Here is a 17,076-nt window from a genome sequence, read left to right as displayed (position 1 = left end):
CAGGGCGCGGGTCGATTTCGACGGCAGCGCCGCGCGGACGAGCGGGCAGATGCGGCTGGATGCGGCGGGGGTGAGCGGGCGCGGCGCGCTGCTGGGCCGCACATCGCTGGCCGGGCAATGGGCGATCGGTCCGGAAACCCGATTTCAGGGACAGCTGAACGGCGACAATCTGAGACTGCCGGGGCGCGATCCGCTGGCCGGTTTGCGCAGCGGGGCGGCGGGCACGCCGGTCGCGCCGCTGGCGGCGAAGCTGGCGGACGCGGTGGAGCGCGCGGGCGCGGGCAACCGCATCAGCACGACCTTGGCGCTGGTGCAGAAAGGCGGCGTCGGCAGCCTGGCGATCACTAACGCCGCCCTTGATGCGCGCAGCGGCGCGCGGATCGCCATCGCGCAGGGCGGGCAGATGACGATAGCCTGGCCGGGCAAGGCGGCGGGCGTCGACTGGGCGCTGGATGGCGCGATCACGGCGGACGGGGGCGGTCTTCCCCGCGCGGCGCTGCGTCTGGCGCGGCGGCCGGGCGGCGGCTTTGGCGGCGAATTGTTCGTCGATCCTTATGCCGCGGGTGACGCGCGGCTTGCGCTCGACCGGGTGCGCTTCACCGCTGATGCCAATGGCGCGACCCGGTTCCGCACCGCGATGCGACTGGACGGGCCGCTGCCCGATGGACGGTTGCGCGGCCTTAGCCTGCCGATCAACGGCCGGATCGCCGCCAATGGCGCGGTGTCGGTCAATCCCGATTGCGTGCCGCTGTCGCTGGTGGAAGCACGTTATGGCAATTTCGCGCTCGGGCAGACGCGCCAGACACTGTGTCCGGTGGGCGGCGCCATGATCGCCATGGGGCCTGGGGGCGTGTCTGGTGGCGTCGCGATCAGGCAGGTCGACTTCGCCGGGCGCAGCGGCGACAGCCCGATGCGGCTGACCGCCGATGACGCGCGCGTGCTGCTGGGCAAGTCGGGCTTTGCGCTCGCCAATCCGGCGCTGACGATCGGGCCGCAGGACGCGCCCGTGCGCCTGACCGCCGCCGCCATGGATGGCGCGATGACCAGGAATGGCTTTGCCGGCACGCTTAAAGAGGCGGGCGGCCAGATCGGCACGGTCCCGCTGATCGTCGAACAGGGCGCGGGCGAGTGGCGTTTCGCGGACGGGACGCTCAGCCTTAAAGCTGCGATGACGGTGCGCGATTCGCAGGCGCAGGCGCGCTTCAAGCCGATGTCAGTGCCCGATTTCGCGCTGACGCTGAAGGACGGGCGGATCGCCGCCACCGGCACACTGACCGCGCCGGGCAAGGGCGCGCGGGTCGCCACCGTCGACATCGCGCATGACCTGAGCCGGGGCGCGGGCTACGCGAATCTGAACGTGCCCGACCTGACGTTCGACGGGGCGCTGCAACCCGAAGATCTGACGCCGCTGACGCTGGGCGTCGTGGCCAACGTGCGCGCCAAGGTGACGGGCGACGGGCGGATCGACTGGACCGGGGACAAGCTGACGAGCACCGGCACCTTCCGCACGGACAATGCCAATCTGGCCGCAGCCTTCGGCCCGGTCGAGGGGCTGAGCGGGGAAATTCGCTTCACCGACCTTATCGGCCTGGTGACGGCGCCCGGGCAGCAGGTGACGATCCAATCGGTCAATCCGGGTGTCGAGGTGCGCGACGGCGTCGTGCGCTATCGGCTGGAGGCGGGGCAGAAAGTGCGGATCGAAGGGGGCGGCTGGCCCTTTTCCGGCGGGCAGCTCGTGCTTTTGCCGACGACGATGGATTTCAGCGCCGATGTCGACCGCTACATGACGTTTCGGGTGATCGGGCTGGACGCGGGCGCGTTCATCCAGGCGATGGAGCTGGATAATGTATCGGCGACCGGCACGTTCGACGGGATCATGCCGCTGATCTTCAATTCCAGGGGCGGCCGCGTGGCGGGCGGCGTCCTGGTCGCGCGGCAGGCGGGCATGGAGCCATTGCTGATGCCCGAGGGCGTGTTGCCGACCATCCCGTGCGATCCCACGAAGATCGGCGGGACATTATCCTATGTCGGGCCGGTGTCGAACGAGGATATCGGCGTCATGGGCAAGGTCGCCTTCGACGCGCTCAAGAATCTGCAATATAAGTGCCTGACCATCCTGATGGATGGCGCGCTGGATGGCGAGATGGTGACGAATGTCGTGTTCAACGGCGTCAATCGCGACCGGCTGGGCGCGGCGCCGGGTGGACTGGCGCGCAATTTCATCGGCTTGCCCTTCATCTTCAACGTGAAGATCGCCGCGCCCTTCCGGGGCCTGTTGAGCACGGCGCAATCCTTCATCGACCCGTCCAGCCTGGTGCAGGGCGAAATCGCCAAGCAGGCGCAGGAAAAGATGCGGGACGAAGGCGCGCAACCCCTTGCGGTTCAGCCTCTGGAAAGCGACAAGGCGATAAATAGGGAACCGTAATGAAGACAAAGAGCATCATGATGGCCGGTCTAGCCGGCGCGGCGCTGGGGGGGTGCATTCAGGTGAAGGCCCCGGACAAGCCGATCGAAATCAATCTGAACGTCAAGGTGCAGCAGGAAGTCGTGGTGAAGCTGCAACGCGATGCGCAGGACCTTATCCAGAATAATCCGGAGTTGTTCCCGCAATGACACGCAAGATGGTGAAATCCGCATGGATGGCCGCCGCCGCGATGGCGCTGGCGGGTGGCCTTGGCTTTTCCGGTGGCGCGCTGGCGCAGTCGGCCGACCTGGCGGCGGCCCTGTCGTCCGGGGCGGTGGGCGAGCAGGCCGACGGCTATATGGGCGTGGCAGGATCGGTCAGCGACACGGTTCGCAAGGAAGTCGAATCGATCAATATCAAGCGGCGCCAGGCCTATACCGACCTTGCTGGCAAGCGCGGCGTGACGGTGCAGGATGCAGCGGCGGCGACCGCATGCCAGACGCTGACACGCCTCAAGAGCGGCCAGGCCTATCGCATTGGCGCTGGCGCATGGCAGACCAAGGGTTCGGGCGCGATCGCGCTGCCATCCTATTGCGCGTCGGGGGGGTGAAAAGTCGCCACTGGCGGACTTTCCTCATCCCTTCGTACGGCAAGGATAGTCTTGGCGCCAACCATGGTTGACTATCCGCAATCCCCTTTCTAAACGGGCCGCGCCTTGACGGGTGCAGCCGCAAGCGCCATGCCGCCGCGATACAGGATCGCGGAGGATGCCATGGCAGCGGACACACCCGGACAGGACCCGGCAGGGGAGGACGCGCGGATCGCTTCGCTGGAGGAGCGGATCGCCCGGGCCGAACATGCCGAAAAGGTCAGGCAGGGGGCCAAGGAGCAACAGGCGGACGATGGATCGCGCCTGGGCAACAGGGTTCTTGCTGAACTGATCGGCGGTCTTGTCGGCGGTGCGTTGATCGGCTGGGTTCTGGACCGGCTGTTTGGCACATCCCCATGGCTCCTGCTCGTGTTCCTCGGTCTTGGGATCGTGGCGGCGTTCAGGAACATCATCAGATTGACGACGGTAAAGCGTCCCGACCAATAGGGGCGCTTTTATCTTAGTCCGAAGACGTGAACGTTACAGGGGTCAACGTGGCAGAATCCGGCAAAATCGATCCGATGCATCAATTTGCTATCGAACCTTTGTTCGGTACGGATCATCTGTCCCTTGGCGGCTTCAACATCGCCTTCACCAACAGTGCGCTCTACATGGTGCTGGCGGCGGTCGTGCTGTGGATCTTCGTGATCGGCGGCATGAAGCGCGAACTGGTGCCCGGCCGCTGGCAGATGGCGGTCGAATATATGACCGGCTTCATCAAGAATTTGCTGATCGCCAACATTGGCGACAAGGGCCGCAAATATATTCCCTACGTCTTCTCGCTGTTCATGTTCATCCTGCTGGCGAACCTGCTGGGTCTGCTGCCGCTCGGCCTGTTCGGGCTGCACCCCTTCACCTTCACCAGCCACTTCACCGCCACCGGCGTGCTCGCGATCATGAGCTTTTCGATCGTGCTGATCGTCGGTTTCGCCAAGCATGGCTTCCATTTCTTCTCGCTGTTCGTGCCGCATGGCACGCCCGCGCTGATGGTGGTGCCGCTCTTCTTCATCGAACTCGTGTCCTTCATGGTGCGCCCGTTCAGCCTGGGCCTGCGACTGTTCGTCGCGATGACTGCCGGGCACGTGCCGCTCAAGGTGCTTGCCGGGTTCGTCATCAACAGCGCGAATGCGTCGCCGCTGCTGGGCTTCACCGTCGGTTCGGCCAGCTTCATCCTGATGATCGGCATCAGCGCGCTGGAAGTGCTGGTCGCGGTAATCCAGGCCTATGTGTTCGCGCTGCTGACCTCGGTCTATCTCAACGATGCCGAGAACCTGCACTGATATTTCGCCAATTTCTTCAACGTTTTTGACTGTTTAACAAGGGAGTTTACGACATGGACGCAGAAGCCGCAAAGCTGCTCGGTGCTGGCCTGGCCGCGATCGGCGCGGGCATCGCTGCCCTCGGTGTGGGCAATGTCTTCAGCAGCTTCCTGGAAGGCGCGCTGCGCAATCCGGGTGCCGCCGACGGCCAGCAGGGCCGCCTGTTCATCGGTTTCGCCGCGGCGGAACTTCTGGGTCTGTTGGCGTTCGTTATCGCCATGATCCTGGTGTTCGTGGCCTGACACGTATTTGAAGCGGGCGGGGCGGCCATCGTATCGCGCTCGCCCGCTTCCCTGATTTTGACCGCCCTCTGACCGGACGGACCCGTACCATGCCTCAAATCGCGCAAATCGCCGAAACCTATTCCAGCCAGATATTCTGGTTGCTGTTGACGTTCGGCTTCGTCTTCTTCGTCATTGGCCTGGGCATGGTGCCCAAGGTGCAGGGCACGGCGGACGCACGCGACGCGAAGATCAGCGGCGATCTGGACGCGGCAAAGGCGGCCTTTGCCCGCGCCGACGAGGCGGAAGCCGATTACAAGGTCCGCGATGCGCAGAGCCGCGCCGCGGCCCAGGCTCTGCTGGCCAAGGCCAAGTCGGACGCGGCCAAGGCATCGGAAGCCCGCATGGCCGCAGCCGACGCGGATGTCGCGGCGAAGATCGCCGCGGCCGAAGCCCGCATCCAGGCCGCCAGCAACGCGGCCATGGCAGAAATCGAAACCGTCGCCGCCGACGCGGCGCGCGACATGGTGGCGCGCATTTCCGGCGTGAACGCGTCGGACGAAGCGGCCCGCAACGCAGTAAAGGCGGCACTGGCCCATGGCTGAGGCAGCAGCACAGCATCACGAAGCGACCGCCCCTTCGCTGGACGAGGCGATCCATGCCGAAGGGCTGGAGCCGGTCGGCACCGTCGCGCATGAAGGCGTAGCCCCGCATACCGACCCCAAGGCGGTGGGCATGGACGCGACCGCCTGGGTGAGCCTCGCCATGGCGGTGTTCATCCTCATCCTGCTGGTCAAGAAGGTGCCTGCCCTGATCGGCGGCGCGCTTGATGGCCGGATCGCGCAGATCAAGGAGCAGCTGGCCGAAGCATCGCGCCTGCGCGCCGAGGCCGAGGCGCTCAAGGGCGAATATGAAGCCAAGCTCGCCGCCGCCACCGGTGAAGCGGACGCGATGCGCAAGGCCGCCGAGCATGAGGCCGAAGTGCTGGTCGATGACGCGCGCACCCATGCCGAGGAACTGGTGGTCCGCCGCCAGAAGATGGCCGAGGACAAGATCGGCGCCGCCGAACGCGCCGCCATCGCCGCGATCCGCGCCAAGGCGGTGAACGCCGCCACCAGCGCCGCCGCCACGCTGATCGCACAGGGTCACGACGCCCAGTCCGACAAGGCGCTGGTCGACAGCGCCATCGGGAAGCTCGGCACGATCAACTGAACGCACAGTAACGACGGAAGCAAAAGGGCTGGTGCGGATTGCGCCGGCCCTTTTCCGTTAAGGCCGCATCCGCATCCGCAGACCAGCTTCGCCGGCCCCAAGCAAATCCTTCGCTTGGCGCGGGGCGCCAGGCTGCCTATCTCTCCCCCCTGATCCGAATCGCAGATTGAAGGCTCCCTTATGTCCGCCACGCACAGCACCCGCATGTTGATCCTGGGTTCCGGCCCCGCCGGCCTGTCCGCCGCCATTTATGGCGCGCGCGCGGGCCTCGCGCCGATCGTGGTGCAGGGGATGCAGCCGGGTGGGCAGCTGACCATCACCACCGACGTCGAAAATTATCCCGGCTTCCGCGACGTCATCCAGGGCCCTTGGCTGATGGAGCAGATGCAGGCGCAGGCCGAGCATGTCGGCGCGCAGATGATGTATGACCAGATTGTCGACGTCGACTTGTCTGAACGCCCGTTTCGCCTGCGCGGCGACAGCGGCACGCTCTATGTCGCCGACACGCTGGTCATCTGCACCGGGGCGCAGGCCAAATGGCTGGGGGTCGAGGGCGAGGAGCATCTTCAGGGCAAGGGCGTTTCGGCGTGCGCCACCTGCGACGGATTCTTCTATCGCGGCAAGAAGGTCGTGGTGATCGGCGGCGGCAATACTGCGGTCGAGGAAGCGCTCTACCTCACCAACCACAGCCATGACGTCACGCTGATCCACCGCCGCGATTCGCTGCGCGCGGAAAAAATCCTCCAGGAACGGCTCAAGGCCCATCCCAACATCAAGATCCTGTGGAACAAGGCGGTCGAACGCTTCGTGGGCGGCGGCACGCCCGAAGGGCTGGTCGGCGTCGACCTCATTGACACGGTGACGGGCGAGAAGAGCCATGAGGCGACCGATGGCGGCTTCGTCGCGATCGGCCATCATCCCGCGACCGAATTGTTCGCCGACAGCCTGCCGCTCGATGAGGGCTATATCCTGGTGGAAAAGGGCACGACCCACACCGCCATCCCCGGCGTGTTCGCGGCCGGCGACGTGACCGACAAAATCTACCGGCAGGCGGTGACGGCGGCGGGCATGGGCTGCATGGCGGCGCTGGATGTCGAGAAGTTCCTGGCCGAGCAGGATTTCGAGGAACTGGTGGAGGCGTAAGTCCGGCGCGTCAGGCCGGGGTCAGCTGACCTTGGCCTGCGCGAAGGCGAGCAGCGATCCGAACGTCTCGAACGTGTCGCCATCGATATCCTCATCGTCGATAAGGATGCCGAAGCGATCCTCCATCTCGGTCAGCAGGCCGGCGACCGCCATGGAATCCAGTTCGGGTAGCGCGCCGAACAGCGGCGTGTCCGCATCGAACGCATCGACCCGGTCCTGCGACAGGCCAAGCGCGTCGCGCAGCAGCGCCCGCATCTGGGTTTCGACGGGGACCGGCTGGCCTGACGGCTGGGGATGGGCGGCGTGCATAATGGGCGCCTAACTATAGTTTAGCGGCCTAGCCGACAAGCGCGGAAATCATCGCGCGGGCCGCGGCAGGCCACTGGCTGACGGCGCGCGGGTTGAACGCGTCAAGGCGGGTGAGCGGGATGCGCTGCTCCATCCAGTCGGCCTTGTAGCCATTGTCGCCCGTGCCATAATCGATCATCGTCACGCGGTCCTGGTCGATGGCATGGCGGAACATCGCGTGGCTGAGCAAAGTGCCGGGCGACTGCGCATCCAGCGCCTCGTCATGCGCCAGCTTGTGGATCAGCGCGACGCCATGGTCGATCGTCCATAACTGGGTGGCGACCGCGCGACCGCCCTGCCGCGCGAAGCCCAGCCTCAGCCTGCCGGCCGTGCTTTCCCGCTCGGCCAGATCGCGCAGGAAGGCGAGGCCACCGGCCGGTTCGTCCGCCTTCCAGCTACGCGCCTGCACCGCGACATAATCGTCCCACAGGTCCGGGGTCAGCCGGTCATATATGGTCAGCGCGAAGGGATCGCCGCGCCCCTTGCGCCGGACGAGATTGCGCAGCCGACCCGGTCGCGCGCGCCAATAGGTATCGAAATTTCGCCCGTCGAGCGTCAGCAGATGCCGCCCTCCCATGGTTCGGCATACCGTCCACCATCCCGCGCGGCCTAGGGCATCGCGCAATTCGGCGCAGTCTTCCAGGGGGTAGAGGCTCAGCCGCGCGCCGTTGGAGCGCAGATGTCGGCCCATGGCTTCCAGCATCGCGCATCGCGCCGCCGGGTCCGGCGCACCCACGAAAACAGGAGCGAAGGCGAAGCTGTAATAATTGGCCAGGGCCTCAAGCCGCCTGCGCGCCGGGGCAAGCAGGAACAGCCAGGCTTCGCCATGCCCTTGGCCTGCATGAAGGACGCGGAGCGGCACATCGGCGAAACAGTGGCGATGAAGCGATTCCATCCAGTCGAGCCGGTCGAACAGCCGCGCGTCATCAAACGCGCCGGGCCTGTGCCCCAGCGCGCGTCGCACATCGGCGAAGCTGTGATATTCCCTTGGCGCCTGCAACCGACTATCTCCGCCCCAACCAGCGCAGCCTTAGGAGAAAATTCTGCACATGGCGTTAAGCATCCGTGGCTGAAAGCATGTCCCTGATCGATGGCGCGCCGGTTTTGCCGATCGACCATCTGCTGTTGCGGGCCGATCCTGCCGCGCCCGCGCTCGATGGCCGGTCGGGCCGCTATAGCTATGCCGAACTGGAACAGACGCTGGGGCGGCTGGCGGGATGGCTCGCGGGTTTCGGGCTGGAGCCGGGCGCGCGGGTGGCAAGCTGGATGGCAAAGGGTCCGGTCGCGGCGCTGATGCCGCTCGCCGCGCCGCGCGCGGGGCTGGTCCATGTGCCGGTCAACCCGCTGCTCAAACATGGCCAGGTCGCCCATATATTGGCCGACAGTGGCGCGGCCATGCTGATCGGCACGGGCGCGCGGATCGAAAGCCTGACGCCGGATGACGTGCCGGCCGGATGCCAGCTTCATCGGGAGGATGACGCCGCCTGCGCGATGAGCGGCGGGGATGGCATCGGCGCGTCGCAGGCCGATCCGCAGGCGTTGGCGGCCATCCTTTACACCAGCGGGTCGACCGGCCGGCCCAAGGGCGTGATGCTGACCCACGCCAATATGTGGCTGGGGGCGGTGGCGGTCGCCGACTATCTGCGTCTGTTGCCCGATGACCGCACCGCCTGCGTGCTGCCCTTCAGTTTCGACTATGGCCAGAACCAGCTGTTTTCGACCTGGTTTGCCGGGGGATGCGTCTATCCGCTCGACTATCTGACGCCGCGCGATGTGGTGAAGCTGGTGGATCGTCGCGACATCACCACGCTGGCAGGTGTGCCGCCGCTCTGGGTGCAACTTACCGAACTGGATTGGCCGGTGGAAGTAGCGGGGAAGCTCACGCGCCTGACCAACAGCGGCGGGGCGTTGACGCGGCCGCTGGTGGCGCGGTTGCGGGCGCTGTTTCCCCAAGCGGACCTCTATCCCATGTATGGCCTGACCGAAGCGTTCCGCTCCACCTATCTGCCGCCCGCGCTGGTCGACAGCCATCCCGATTCGATGGGCCGGGCGATCCCCTTTGCCGAAATCCTGGTGGTGCGGCCCGATGGCAGTATCACCGATGATGACGAGCCGGGCGAACTGGTCCATTGCGGACCATTGGTGGCGCAGGGCTATTGGCGGGACGCCGCGCGCACCGCTGAACGATTCCGGCCCGCGCCGTCCGCATCGCGCTATGGCGGCATGGCGGTATGGTCGGGCGACACGGTGCGGCGGGACGCGCAGGGCCTGCTCTATTTCGTCGGGCGCGACGACGCGATGATCAAGTCCGCCGGCAACCGCATCAGCCCGACCGAGATCGAGGAGGCCGCCGTCGCCGTGCCCGGCGTCGCCGAGGCCGTGGCGCTGGGCATAGCGGACGACCGGCTGGGGCAAGCCGTGCGATTGCTGCTGCGCGGGCAGGGGGATGATCTGCCCGCCGCCGTCGCCGCGCATTTGAAAAGTGAGCTTCCCAATTTCATGCAGCCCAGGGACATCGTCATGCTGGATCAGTTTCCCCGCAACCCCAATGGCAAGATCGACCGGGTGGCGCTGGCGCGGGAGCAGGGCGCATGAAGCCGATGGGACCCATTCCGGCCGGGTTCGGACGCGAAGAGGGCATGTTGCTGATCGGCGGATGCGGCGCGGAAAGCCTGGTCGACGAAGCGGGCGACACGCCGCTGTTCGTGTATGACATGGCGATGGTGGAGGCGCAGGTGCGGCGCTTTCGCGACGCCATGCCGGCGGGCATTGACCTGCATTATGCCATCAAGGCCAATTCCTTCGCGCCGCTGCTGAGCCGTATGGCGGTGCAGGTCGATGGCTTCGACATCGCGTCGGGCGGCGAACTGGAGATGGCGCTGGAGGCGGGCATGGCGCCTGACCGCATCAGCTTTGCCGGACCGGGCAAGCGCACGGATGAACTGACCGCCGCCATTTTCGCCGGCGTCACCATCAACCTGGAATCCGAAGGAGAGGCGCGCCGTGCGATCGCGGCGGGGCAGGCGATCGGCAAGCAGCCGCGTCTTGCCGTGCGGGTCAATCCCGATTTCGACCTGAAAGGATCGGGGATGCGCATGGGCGGCGGGGCCAAGCCCTTCGGCGTCGACGCCGACCGCGCGGCGGCGCTGGCCCGCATGGTGATCGAGGCGGGCGCGGACTGGCGCGGCTGGCATATATTTGCGGGCAGCCAGAATCTGGACGCGCAGGCGATCATCGACACGCAGGCGGCCACTATCGCTCTCGCGGCGCGATTGTCGCAGGAGGTCGGCGCCACGCCACCGCTCGTCAATCTGGGCGGTGGTTTTGGCCTCGCCTATTTCCCCGGCGACACGCCGCTCGACATCCGCCCGATCGGCGCGGCACTGGGCCAAGCGCTGGAGTCGCGGCCGCCCATTCTGGCTGGCAGCCGATTCGCGCTGGAACTGGGGCGCTGGCTGGTCGGGGAAGCGGGCGTCTACCTCACCCGCGTCGTCGATGTGAAAGACAGCCAGGGCGAACGCTTCGTCGTCGTCGATGGCGGATTGCATCATCAGCTTGCCGCCAGTGGCAATTTCGGCACGGTCGTGCGTCGCAACTATCCGATTGCCGTGGCGAGTCGTTTCGAAGCCGCTCCGGCCCTTGATCCCGTGACGATTGTGGGCTGTCTATGCACGCCAATCGACCGGCTGGGCGACAAAGTGGCGCTGCCTGAAATCAGCGAAGGCGACCTGATCGCGATATTTCTGGCCGGAGCCTATGGAGCATCCGCCAGCCCGATGGCCTTTTTGGGACATCCGCCCGCGCGGGAGCTTTTACTTGGGTGATAGTCGAATGACTTGACTCCTAACGCTATCTTTACCCTTTACCGGCATGACATTGCCCAAAGCCCGTGCGTTCCTGCCGCTGCCGCTCCCTGGCGGCGGGGCGCACCGGGGCACGGCAAGGGGTGAGAATATGCGTTTCGTGTCGGTTTCCAGGTTCCTGATGGGGGTGTCGCTACCCGCCGTCGCCTTGTCGGGCTGCGCCTCCGCGCCGTCCGGGCCGCAGCTGCCGCCCGCATCCTTCGTGTCGACGCAGGAAGGGCCGGGCGAGGAATATGTCATCGGCCCGCTGGATGACCTCACCATCTTCGTCTGGCGCAACCCGGAACTGGGCGCAAAGGTGCAGGTGCGGCCTGATGGGCGCATCACCACGCCGCTCATCACCGACATGCCGGCGGTGGGCAAGACGCCCAAGATGCTGGCCGACGACATCAAGCTGGCGCTTTCGCAATATATCGAAAATCCGCTGGTGTCGGTCATCGTCAATAATTTCAGCGGCACGTTCAGCCAGCAGGTGCGGATCGTGGGGGCGACGGAAAAGCCGGCCTCCATCCCCTATCGCGCGAACATGACGCTGCTTGACGCGATGATCGCGGTCGGGGGCCTCAGCGAATTTGCCGCAGGCAACCGCGCGCGCCTGGTCCGCTTCGACAAGGATACGGGCAAGCAGAAGGAATATCAGGTCCGCCTCAACGACCTGCTCAAGCGTGGCGACACCAAGGCCAATGTCATGCTGGCCCCCGGCGACGTCATCATCATCCCTGAAAGCATGTTCTGACCATGGCGGGCCTTTACGATGAACTGCTCGTGCTGTGGCACGGCATATGGAACCGGCGCTGGGTAGCGCTGGCGGTCGCCTGGGGCGTCGCCATGCTCGGCTGGCTGGGCGTCGCGCTCATCCCCAACAGCTACCAGTCCAAGGCGCGGGTCTATGTAAATACCCAGTCGCTGCTGGAAGACCGCATGGGCATCACCCAAGTCCAGTCGCAGCAGGATCTCGACCGGCTGCGCAGCACGCTGGCGAGCGCAGAGAATCTGGAAAAGGTCGTGCGCGGCACTGACCTGTCGCAGACCGTGTCCGGCCCGCGCGACATCGCCGCCAAGATCACCACCCTGCGCGAAAACATTACCGTGATGGCGCAGGCCGACCCCAGCATGATCGACATCAGCGCCATTTCGGCCGATTCGAGTCTGTCGGACGGGGCCAATGCGCGCATCGCGCAGCAGGTGGTGCAAAAGCTGATCGACATTTTCCAGGAGGAAAATCTGTCGGGCGACCGCCGCGAAACCAAGCAGAGCCTGGCCTTCCTCGATCAGCAGATCGCCGGCCGCGCCAAGCAACTGGAAGCCGCCGACCAGCGTCGCATTGAATTTGCCCAGCGTTATGCCGGGCTGCTGCCGGGCGCCGGCTCCATCAGCCAGCGCATGGACGCGGCGCGGATGGAGATCAACACTATCGACTCACAGCTGGTGCAGGCGCAAAGCGCGCTGACGGCGATGAACGGCCAGCTGGCCGGCACGCCGCAGACTCTGCCGGGCGTGGGCGCTTCGGGCGGACCATCGGCACTGGCGCAGGCGCAGGCCAACCTCGCGTCGATGAAGGCGCGCGGCTGGACCAACAGCCATCCCGATGTCATCGCCGCCCAGCGCGAGGTCGATGCGCTGCGCAAGAGCGGCGGCGGCAGCGCGAGCGGTGGCGGCGGCACGCCTAATCCTGCCTATCTGTCGATCAAGTCGATGCAGGCCGAACGCGCCGCCACGGTGCAGGCGCTCCAGGCGCGCAAGGCGCAGCTCCAGGCTGATCTCAACGCCATGATGTCGCGCCAGGTCGATGAACCAGGCATTGCGTCGGAGCAGGAAAAGCTCGATCGCGACTATGAGGTTCTCAAGACCCAATATGACAAGCTGCTCGCCGACCGCGAGGAAATCCGCCTGCGCGGTGAGGTGAAGACCGAAACCGGTGCGGTGCAGTTCCGCGTGATCCAGCCGCCCAGCACGCCGACCGCGCCGACCGCGCCCAACCGGCCGCTGTTGCTGCTGGGCGTGCTGGTGCTCGCTATCGCGGCCGGTCTCGGCGTCGCCTTTGCGCTCGGCCAGCTCAAGGGCAGCTTTTCCACCGCCGCGCGGCTGGAACGGGCGATCGGCCTGCCGGTCGCCGGCTCGATCAGCCAGGTGCGCAGTGCCGCGCAGCAGGCGGTCGAGAAACAGCGGATGAAATGGTTTGCCGCCGCGAGCGGAGGGTTGGCGGGCGTCTGCCTGCTGCTGATCGCGGTCGAATTTGTCCAGCGCGGCATGGCGTGAAGGAGCGCGATCCCATGAACCAGCATAGCTCCATCAAGGGCCGCGGATCGTTGATCGAGCGCGCGACCCAGATTTATGACTTCACCGCCGCGCTGAAGGGGCGCGCGGCCCCGGCCGTCGATGTGCCGGCGGACACGCCGCTGCCGCCGCCGGTCGAGATGCCCGCCGCTCCCGGTGCGCCGGACGCGCCGGTGCAGCGTGCGCCGGCCTGGACCGGGCCGGTGCAGCCGATCGATCGCGATGCGCTGACGCAGGGCGGGTTCCTGCTGCCCGAAGGCCCGGTGACGGTGATGAGCGAAGAATTCCGCCTGCTTAAGCGCGACCTGCTGGCGCAGTTGCGCGACAATGCGCGCGGCAATCGCATCCTTGTCTGCTCGCCCAACAGCGGCGAGGGCAAGAGCTTCTGCGCGATCAACCTGGCGCTCAGCCTGGCGGCGGAAAAGGATCTGGAAATCCTGCTGGTCGACGCCGATTTCGGCAGTCCGTCGATCCCGCAGAGCCTGGGCCTCAACCCCGGTCCCGGCCTGATGGACGCGCTGGCCGATCCGGTGATCGCGATCGAGGATTGCATCATCCGCACCGATCTGCCCTCGCTGTCGGTCCTGCCAGCCGGGCAGCGCAGCAACAATGACACCGAATATCTGGCGTCGAGCCGTACCCAGACGTTATTGGCGCGCCTGACCGAGGGGCGGCCCGAACGCGTGCTGATCTTCGATTCGCCGCCGCTGCTCGGCGCGTCGCCCGCCGCCGTTCTGGCCGGACATGCCGCCATCGCGTTGCTGGTGGTGCAGGCAGACCGGACCAGCGAAAGCGCGATTCGCGAAGCGGCCTCCCTGCTCAAGGGCGGCGCTCAAGTGCGCCTGTTGCTCAACGCCGCGCGTTTCACGACCGGGCGGCATTTTGGCCATTATCATGACAAGGGGGAGGGGCGCGGATGACGCTCCATCGCACCATCTGGCTCGCGTCGGCGGCTGCCGCCGCGCTGGCGGCCAGCCCAGGCATGGCGCAGGAATCGCGCGCCGACCGGCGCGTCGATGTCGTGCCGTATCTGGGCATCGACCAGGTCGTGACCGCGCCATTGAAGGGCGGCGGCGACGTGCTGACCTACACCAACCTCACCGCCGGGATCACCGCCGAAGTGCAGAATGGCCGCGTCGAAGCGGTGATCGATGCCCAATATAATCACAGCTTCGGCTGGGGCAGCCAAGCGGTCGATCAGGATGTGCTGAGCGGCATTGCCAGTGCCAATTTCAACGTGGCGCGGGGCCTGACCTTCCAGACCGGCGGCCTTGCCAGCCGGGTGCGGACCGATGGCCTGTCGGGCGCGCTGCCGCAGCGCGACACCTATACCAGCCAGGTCTGGGCCGCCTATGCCGGGCCGTCCTATACGACGCAGCTGGGCGACCTCAACGTCAACGCCTCCTATCGCCTGGGCTATGCGCGGGTGGATGACAGCGTCGACCAGAATTTCACGGGCGCGCAGCCCAATGGCTCCTTCGCCGACAGCTGGACGCACAGCCTGCTGGGTTCGGTCGGCTTTTCGCCTGACACGCTGCTGCCGGGCGTCGGCCTGACCGCAAGCGCGGGCTATGACCGCGAAGATGCGCGGCAGCTCGACCAGCGGTTCGAGGACGCCTGGGGCCGGGTCGACGCGACCGTGCCGATTTCTCCCACCGTCGCGCTGGTTGGCGGCGTCGGTTATGAAGAGATAAAGATCAGCCAGCGTTCTCCACTGCTGGACGAGGACGGCCTGCCGGTCATCCGCAATGGCCGCTATGTCACCGACGACAGCTCGCCGCGCGCGCTGGTCTATGATTTCAGCGACATCATCTGGGACGCGGGCGTTCTCTGGCGACCCAGCCGCCGCACCTCGCTCCAGGCGTGGGTGGGCGAACGCTATGGCGGCATGACCTATCAGGGCAGCTTCCTGTGGCAGGGCCAGGACAGCCATTTCGCGCTGGTCGTGTTCGACGGCATCGACAGTTTCGGCCGCGTCATCACGTCCAATGTGGCGGCATTGTCGGGCAGCAACTTCGACGTCGCGCGCAACCCCTTCACCGGCGACATCACCGGCTGCGCTTTCTCCGTCACGGGCGGGGGGCAATGTTTCAACGATGCCTTGTCGGGCATCACGGCCGCCAATTTCCGCTATCGCGGCGTGGCGGCGCAATATGCGCTGCGGCGCGGGCAGTGGGGCTGGGGCCTGGGCGCCGGCTATTCGCAGCGCAAGTTCATCACACCGCAGGGCGAAATGGTGCTGGTGCGCGGATCGCGCGACGAGAACTGGTTCGGCAATGCGTCGATGACCTATATGTTCAACGACCGCGACAGCTTGGAAACCGTCGCCTATCTCAATTATTTCGACGCCAGCGGCGGCCGTCCCGACGTGCTGAATTATGGCGCGTTCACCAGCTATTTCAAGGGATTGAGCCGGCGTCTTTCGGCGTCCGCCTCGCTGGGTCTGGACGGGGTTCAGGCAGACGATATCGACACGGTGATCAGCGCTCTGGGGCAGGTCGGCCTGCGCTACAGCTTCTAGCGCCTGGGGCATGGAGACGAGCTAATGTACGAGCAATATTACGGACTTCAGGGCCGCCCGTTCCAGTTGACGCCGGACCCGCATTATTATTTCGAAAGCGCGACGCACCGCAAGGCGCTGTCTTATCTCGGCTATGGCCTGGCGCAGGGCGAGGGCTTCATCGTCATCACCGGAGACATCGGTGCTGGCAAGACGACACTGGTCGGCCATCTGATGCAGACGATCGATCCGTCGCGGCTGACCGCCGTCAAGATCGTGTCGACGCAGGTGGAGGGCGACGACATGCTGCGCCTCGCCGCGCAGAGCTTCGGCCTTGCGACCGAAGGCTATACCAAGGCGGCGACGCTGCAAAAAATCGAGGGCTATCTGCACGGCCAGGCGCGCGCGGGTCGCCGGTCGCTGCTGATCGTCGATGAAGCGCAGAACCTCAGCGTTTCGGCCATCGAGGAGTTGCGGATGCTGTCCAATTTCCAGCTTGGCGGCCAGTCGCTGCTGCAAATCTTCCTGCTGGGGCAGCCGGAATTTCGCGATCTGCTGCGCTCGCCCGATCTGGAGCAGCTGCGCCAGCGCGTCATCGCGACCCATCATCTGGAACCGATGCTGCCGAGCGAAGTCGAACCCTATGTCATCCATCGGCTGGGCATCGCGGGCTGGACCGGCAATCCCGCCTTCACGCCAGCCGCCTTCTCGGCGCTCTATGCCGCGACCGGCGGCGTGCCGCGCCGTTTGAACGCGCTGATCAGCCGCGTGCTGCTGCTGGGCGCGATCGAGCAGATTCATGAGATCGATGCCGACGCCGTGGCGGCGGTGGTGGCCGACATGGGGCTGGACGTCGATATCATGCCCGAACCGATCGCCGCCTCCGCGCTGGACGACGTGCAGGAGGACATGGTCGCGGAGACGGTCGAAGCGGACGAGGACGCACAGCCTGTCGCGCAAGCCGAAGTCGCTGAGGAGTTCGAGCCGGTCGAGGCGGACGAAGCCGCCGATCTGGTCGACGACCCCGTGTGGGACCGTGGCGTTGCCGCCTCGCAGGAGGAACATGAGCCGCTGCCGCACGAGCAGGCGCAGGACGAATGGACGCCCGTGCCCTTCACGGCGCTGGAGGAAGGCGACGCG

17 protein-coding genes and 1 pseudogene are annotated in these 17,076 nt (G+C 66.1%); 16 read left to right on the top strand and 2 right to left on the bottom strand.

Annotation, left to right across the window (positions count from 1 at the left end):
* From RLDS_RS33955 to trxB, 9 genes are all read left to right on the top strand, one after another.
* A partial coding sequence (locus RLDS_RS33955) for an intermembrane phospholipid transport protein YdbH family protein (protein WP_021224892.1) occupies positions 1-2,425 on the top strand: 2,425 nt, incomplete at its 5' end.
* Positions 2,425-2,613 (top strand): YnbE family lipoprotein, encoded by a 189-nt coding sequence (locus RLDS_RS33950; RefSeq protein ID WP_021224891.1) that lies wholly within the window; start codon positions 2,425-2,427, stop codon positions 2,611-2,613. The genes RLDS_RS33955 and RLDS_RS33950, both read left to right, overlap by 1 nt.
* Positions 2,610-3,014 (top strand): YdbL family protein, encoded by a 405-nt coding sequence (locus RLDS_RS33945; RefSeq protein ID WP_021224890.1) that lies wholly within the window; start codon positions 2,610-2,612, stop codon positions 3,012-3,014. The genes RLDS_RS33950 and RLDS_RS33945 overlap by 4 nt, the downstream gene beginning before the upstream one ends.
* A gap of 162 nt (positions 3,015-3,176) precedes the next feature.
* The gene (locus RLDS_RS33940) at positions 3,177-3,500 is read left to right on the top strand and encodes an AtpZ/AtpI family protein (protein WP_021224889.1); all 324 of its coding nucleotides are present in this window, start codon (positions 3,177-3,179) and stop codon (positions 3,498-3,500) included.
* A gap of 47 nt (positions 3,501-3,547) precedes the next feature.
* On the top strand, positions 3,548-4,333 hold the full coding sequence (locus RLDS_RS33935; protein WP_021224888.1) for a F0F1 ATP synthase subunit A: 786 nt from the start codon (positions 3,548-3,550) through the stop codon (positions 4,331-4,333).
* Positions 4,334-4,386: 53 nt separating this feature from the next.
* Positions 4,387-4,614, top strand: a complete 228-nt coding sequence (locus tag RLDS_RS33930; RefSeq protein ID WP_004207392.1) for a F0F1 ATP synthase subunit C — start codon at positions 4,387-4,389, stop codon at positions 4,612-4,614.
* 89 nt (positions 4,615-4,703) lie between these two features.
* Positions 4,704-5,198, top strand: coding sequence for a F0F1 ATP synthase subunit B family protein (locus tag RLDS_RS33925; RefSeq protein ID WP_021224887.1), 495 nt, complete (start codon positions 4,704-4,706; stop codon positions 5,196-5,198).
* The gene (locus RLDS_RS33920; protein ID WP_021224886.1) at positions 5,191-5,805 is read left to right on the top strand and encodes a F0F1 ATP synthase subunit B family protein; all 615 of its coding nucleotides are present in this window, start codon (positions 5,191-5,193) and stop codon (positions 5,803-5,805) included. The genes RLDS_RS33925 and RLDS_RS33920 overlap by 8 nt, the downstream gene beginning before the upstream one ends.
* A gap of 180 nt (positions 5,806-5,985) precedes the next feature.
* The gene (gene trxB, locus RLDS_RS33915) at positions 5,986-6,948 is read left to right on the top strand and encodes a thioredoxin-disulfide reductase (protein ID WP_021224885.1); all 963 of its coding nucleotides are present in this window, start codon (positions 5,986-5,988) and stop codon (positions 6,946-6,948) included.
* Between the two features lie 21 nt (positions 6,949-6,969).
* Here the strand turns inward: trxB and RLDS_RS33910 are convergent, their stop codons facing one another.
* Both RLDS_RS33910 and RLDS_RS33905 read right to left on the bottom strand, forming a co-directional pair.
* The gene (locus RLDS_RS33910; RefSeq protein ID WP_021224884.1) at positions 6,970-7,257 is read right to left on the bottom strand and encodes an acyl carrier protein; all 288 of its coding nucleotides are present in this window, start codon (positions 7,255-7,257) and stop codon (positions 6,970-6,972) included.
* 28 nt (positions 7,258-7,285) lie between these two features.
* Positions 7,286-8,296 carry a GNAT family N-acetyltransferase gene (locus tag RLDS_RS33905; protein ID WP_021224883.1) on the bottom strand — a complete coding sequence of 337 codons (1,011 nt, stop codon included), beginning with the start codon at positions 8,294-8,296 and terminating at the stop codon, positions 7,286-7,288.
* 77 nt (positions 8,297-8,373) lie between these two features.
* Here RLDS_RS33905 and RLDS_RS33900 point away from each other — a divergent pair, with 77 nt between their 5' ends.
* The 7 genes and pseudogenes from RLDS_RS33900 to RLDS_RS55130 all read left to right on the top strand — a co-directional run.
* Entirely contained in the window at positions 8,374-9,891 is a 1,518-nt protein-coding gene (locus RLDS_RS33900) for an acyl-CoA ligase (AMP-forming), exosortase A system-associated (protein WP_021224882.1), read from the top strand.
* Positions 9,888-11,120: a pyridoxal-dependent decarboxylase, exosortase A system-associated gene (locus RLDS_RS33895; RefSeq protein WP_021224881.1), complete on the top strand. Its 1,233-nt coding sequence runs from the start codon at positions 9,888-9,890 to the stop codon at positions 11,118-11,120. Before RLDS_RS33900 ends, RLDS_RS33895 begins: the two co-directional genes overlap by 4 nt.
* A gap of 130 nt (positions 11,121-11,250) precedes the next feature.
* Complete coding sequence (locus RLDS_RS33890) at positions 11,251-11,895, top strand: XrtA/PEP-CTERM system exopolysaccharide export protein (protein ID WP_021224880.1); 645 nt, start codon at positions 11,251-11,253, stop codon at positions 11,893-11,895.
* Between the two features lie 2 nt (positions 11,896-11,897).
* Positions 11,898-13,418 (top strand): XrtA system polysaccharide chain length determinant, encoded by a 1,521-nt coding sequence (locus RLDS_RS33885; RefSeq protein WP_021224879.1) that lies wholly within the window; start codon positions 11,898-11,900, stop codon positions 13,416-13,418.
* A gap of 14 nt (positions 13,419-13,432) precedes the next feature.
* On the top strand, positions 13,433-14,356 hold the full coding sequence (locus tag RLDS_RS33880; RefSeq protein ID WP_021224878.1) for a P-loop NTPase: 924 nt from the start codon (positions 13,433-13,435) through the stop codon (positions 14,354-14,356).
* Positions 14,353-15,957, top strand: coding sequence for a hypothetical protein (locus RLDS_RS33875; protein WP_021224877.1), 1,605 nt, complete (start codon positions 14,353-14,355; stop codon positions 15,955-15,957). Before RLDS_RS33880 ends, RLDS_RS33875 begins: the two co-directional genes overlap by 4 nt.
* 24 nt (positions 15,958-15,981) lie before the next feature.
* Positions 15,982-16,965 (top strand): annotated as a pseudogene (locus RLDS_RS55130) (XrtA/PEP-CTERM system-associated ATPase); the annotation flags it as partial.
* Positions 16,966-17,076: the final 111 nt, after the last annotated feature.

This window comes from Sphingobium lactosutens DS20 (assembly GCF_000445105.1).
GTDB classification, from domain to species: Bacteria; Pseudomonadota; Alphaproteobacteria; order Sphingomonadales; family Sphingomonadaceae; genus Sphingobium; species Sphingobium lactosutens.
The sequence above is the reverse complement of the archived record's forward strand: the minus strand, read 5'-3'. Positions and strand labels throughout refer to the sequence as shown.

Bases quoted from the DNA above. Each gene is read 5' to 3' on its own strand.
- RLDS_RS33930 (WP_004207392.1), top strand. From the start codon at position 4,387: ATGGACGCAGAAGCCGCAAAGCTGCTCGGTGCTGGCCTGGCCGCGATC.
- RLDS_RS33900 (WP_021224882.1), top strand. From the start codon at position 8,374: ATGTCCCTGATCGATGGCGCGCCGGTTTTGCCGATCGACCATCTGCTG.
- RLDS_RS33875 (WP_021224877.1), top strand. From the start codon at position 14,353: ATGACGCTCCATCGCACCATCTGGCTCGCGTCGGCGGCTGCCGCCGCG.
- trxB (WP_021224885.1), top strand. From the start codon at position 5,986: ATGTCCGCCACGCACAGCACCCGCATGTTGATCCTGGGTTCCGGCCCC.
- RLDS_RS33910 (WP_021224884.1), bottom strand. From the start codon at position 7,257: ATGCACGCCGCCCATCCCCAGCCGTCAGGCCAGCCGGTCCCCGTCGAA.
- RLDS_RS33945 (WP_021224890.1), top strand. From the start codon at position 2,610: ATGACACGCAAGATGGTGAAATCCGCATGGATGGCCGCCGCCGCGATG.
- RLDS_RS33890 (WP_021224880.1), top strand. From the start codon at position 11,251: ATGCGTTTCGTGTCGGTTTCCAGGTTCCTGATGGGGGTGTCGCTACCC.
- RLDS_RS33925 (WP_021224887.1), top strand. From the start codon at position 4,704: ATGCCTCAAATCGCGCAAATCGCCGAAACCTATTCCAGCCAGATATTC.
- RLDS_RS33895 (WP_021224881.1), top strand. From the start codon at position 9,888: ATGAAGCCGATGGGACCCATTCCGGCCGGGTTCGGACGCGAAGAGGGC.
- RLDS_RS33920 (WP_021224886.1), top strand. From the start codon at position 5,191: ATGGCTGAGGCAGCAGCACAGCATCACGAAGCGACCGCCCCTTCGCTG.
- RLDS_RS33940 (WP_021224889.1), top strand. From the start codon at position 3,177: ATGGCAGCGGACACACCCGGACAGGACCCGGCAGGGGAGGACGCGCGG.
- RLDS_RS33880 (WP_021224878.1), top strand. From the start codon at position 13,433: ATGAACCAGCATAGCTCCATCAAGGGCCGCGGATCGTTGATCGAGCGC.
- RLDS_RS33950 (WP_021224891.1), top strand. From the start codon at position 2,425: ATGAAGACAAAGAGCATCATGATGGCCGGTCTAGCCGGCGCGGCGCTG.
- RLDS_RS33885 (WP_021224879.1), top strand. From the start codon at position 11,898: ATGGCGGGCCTTTACGATGAACTGCTCGTGCTGTGGCACGGCATATGG.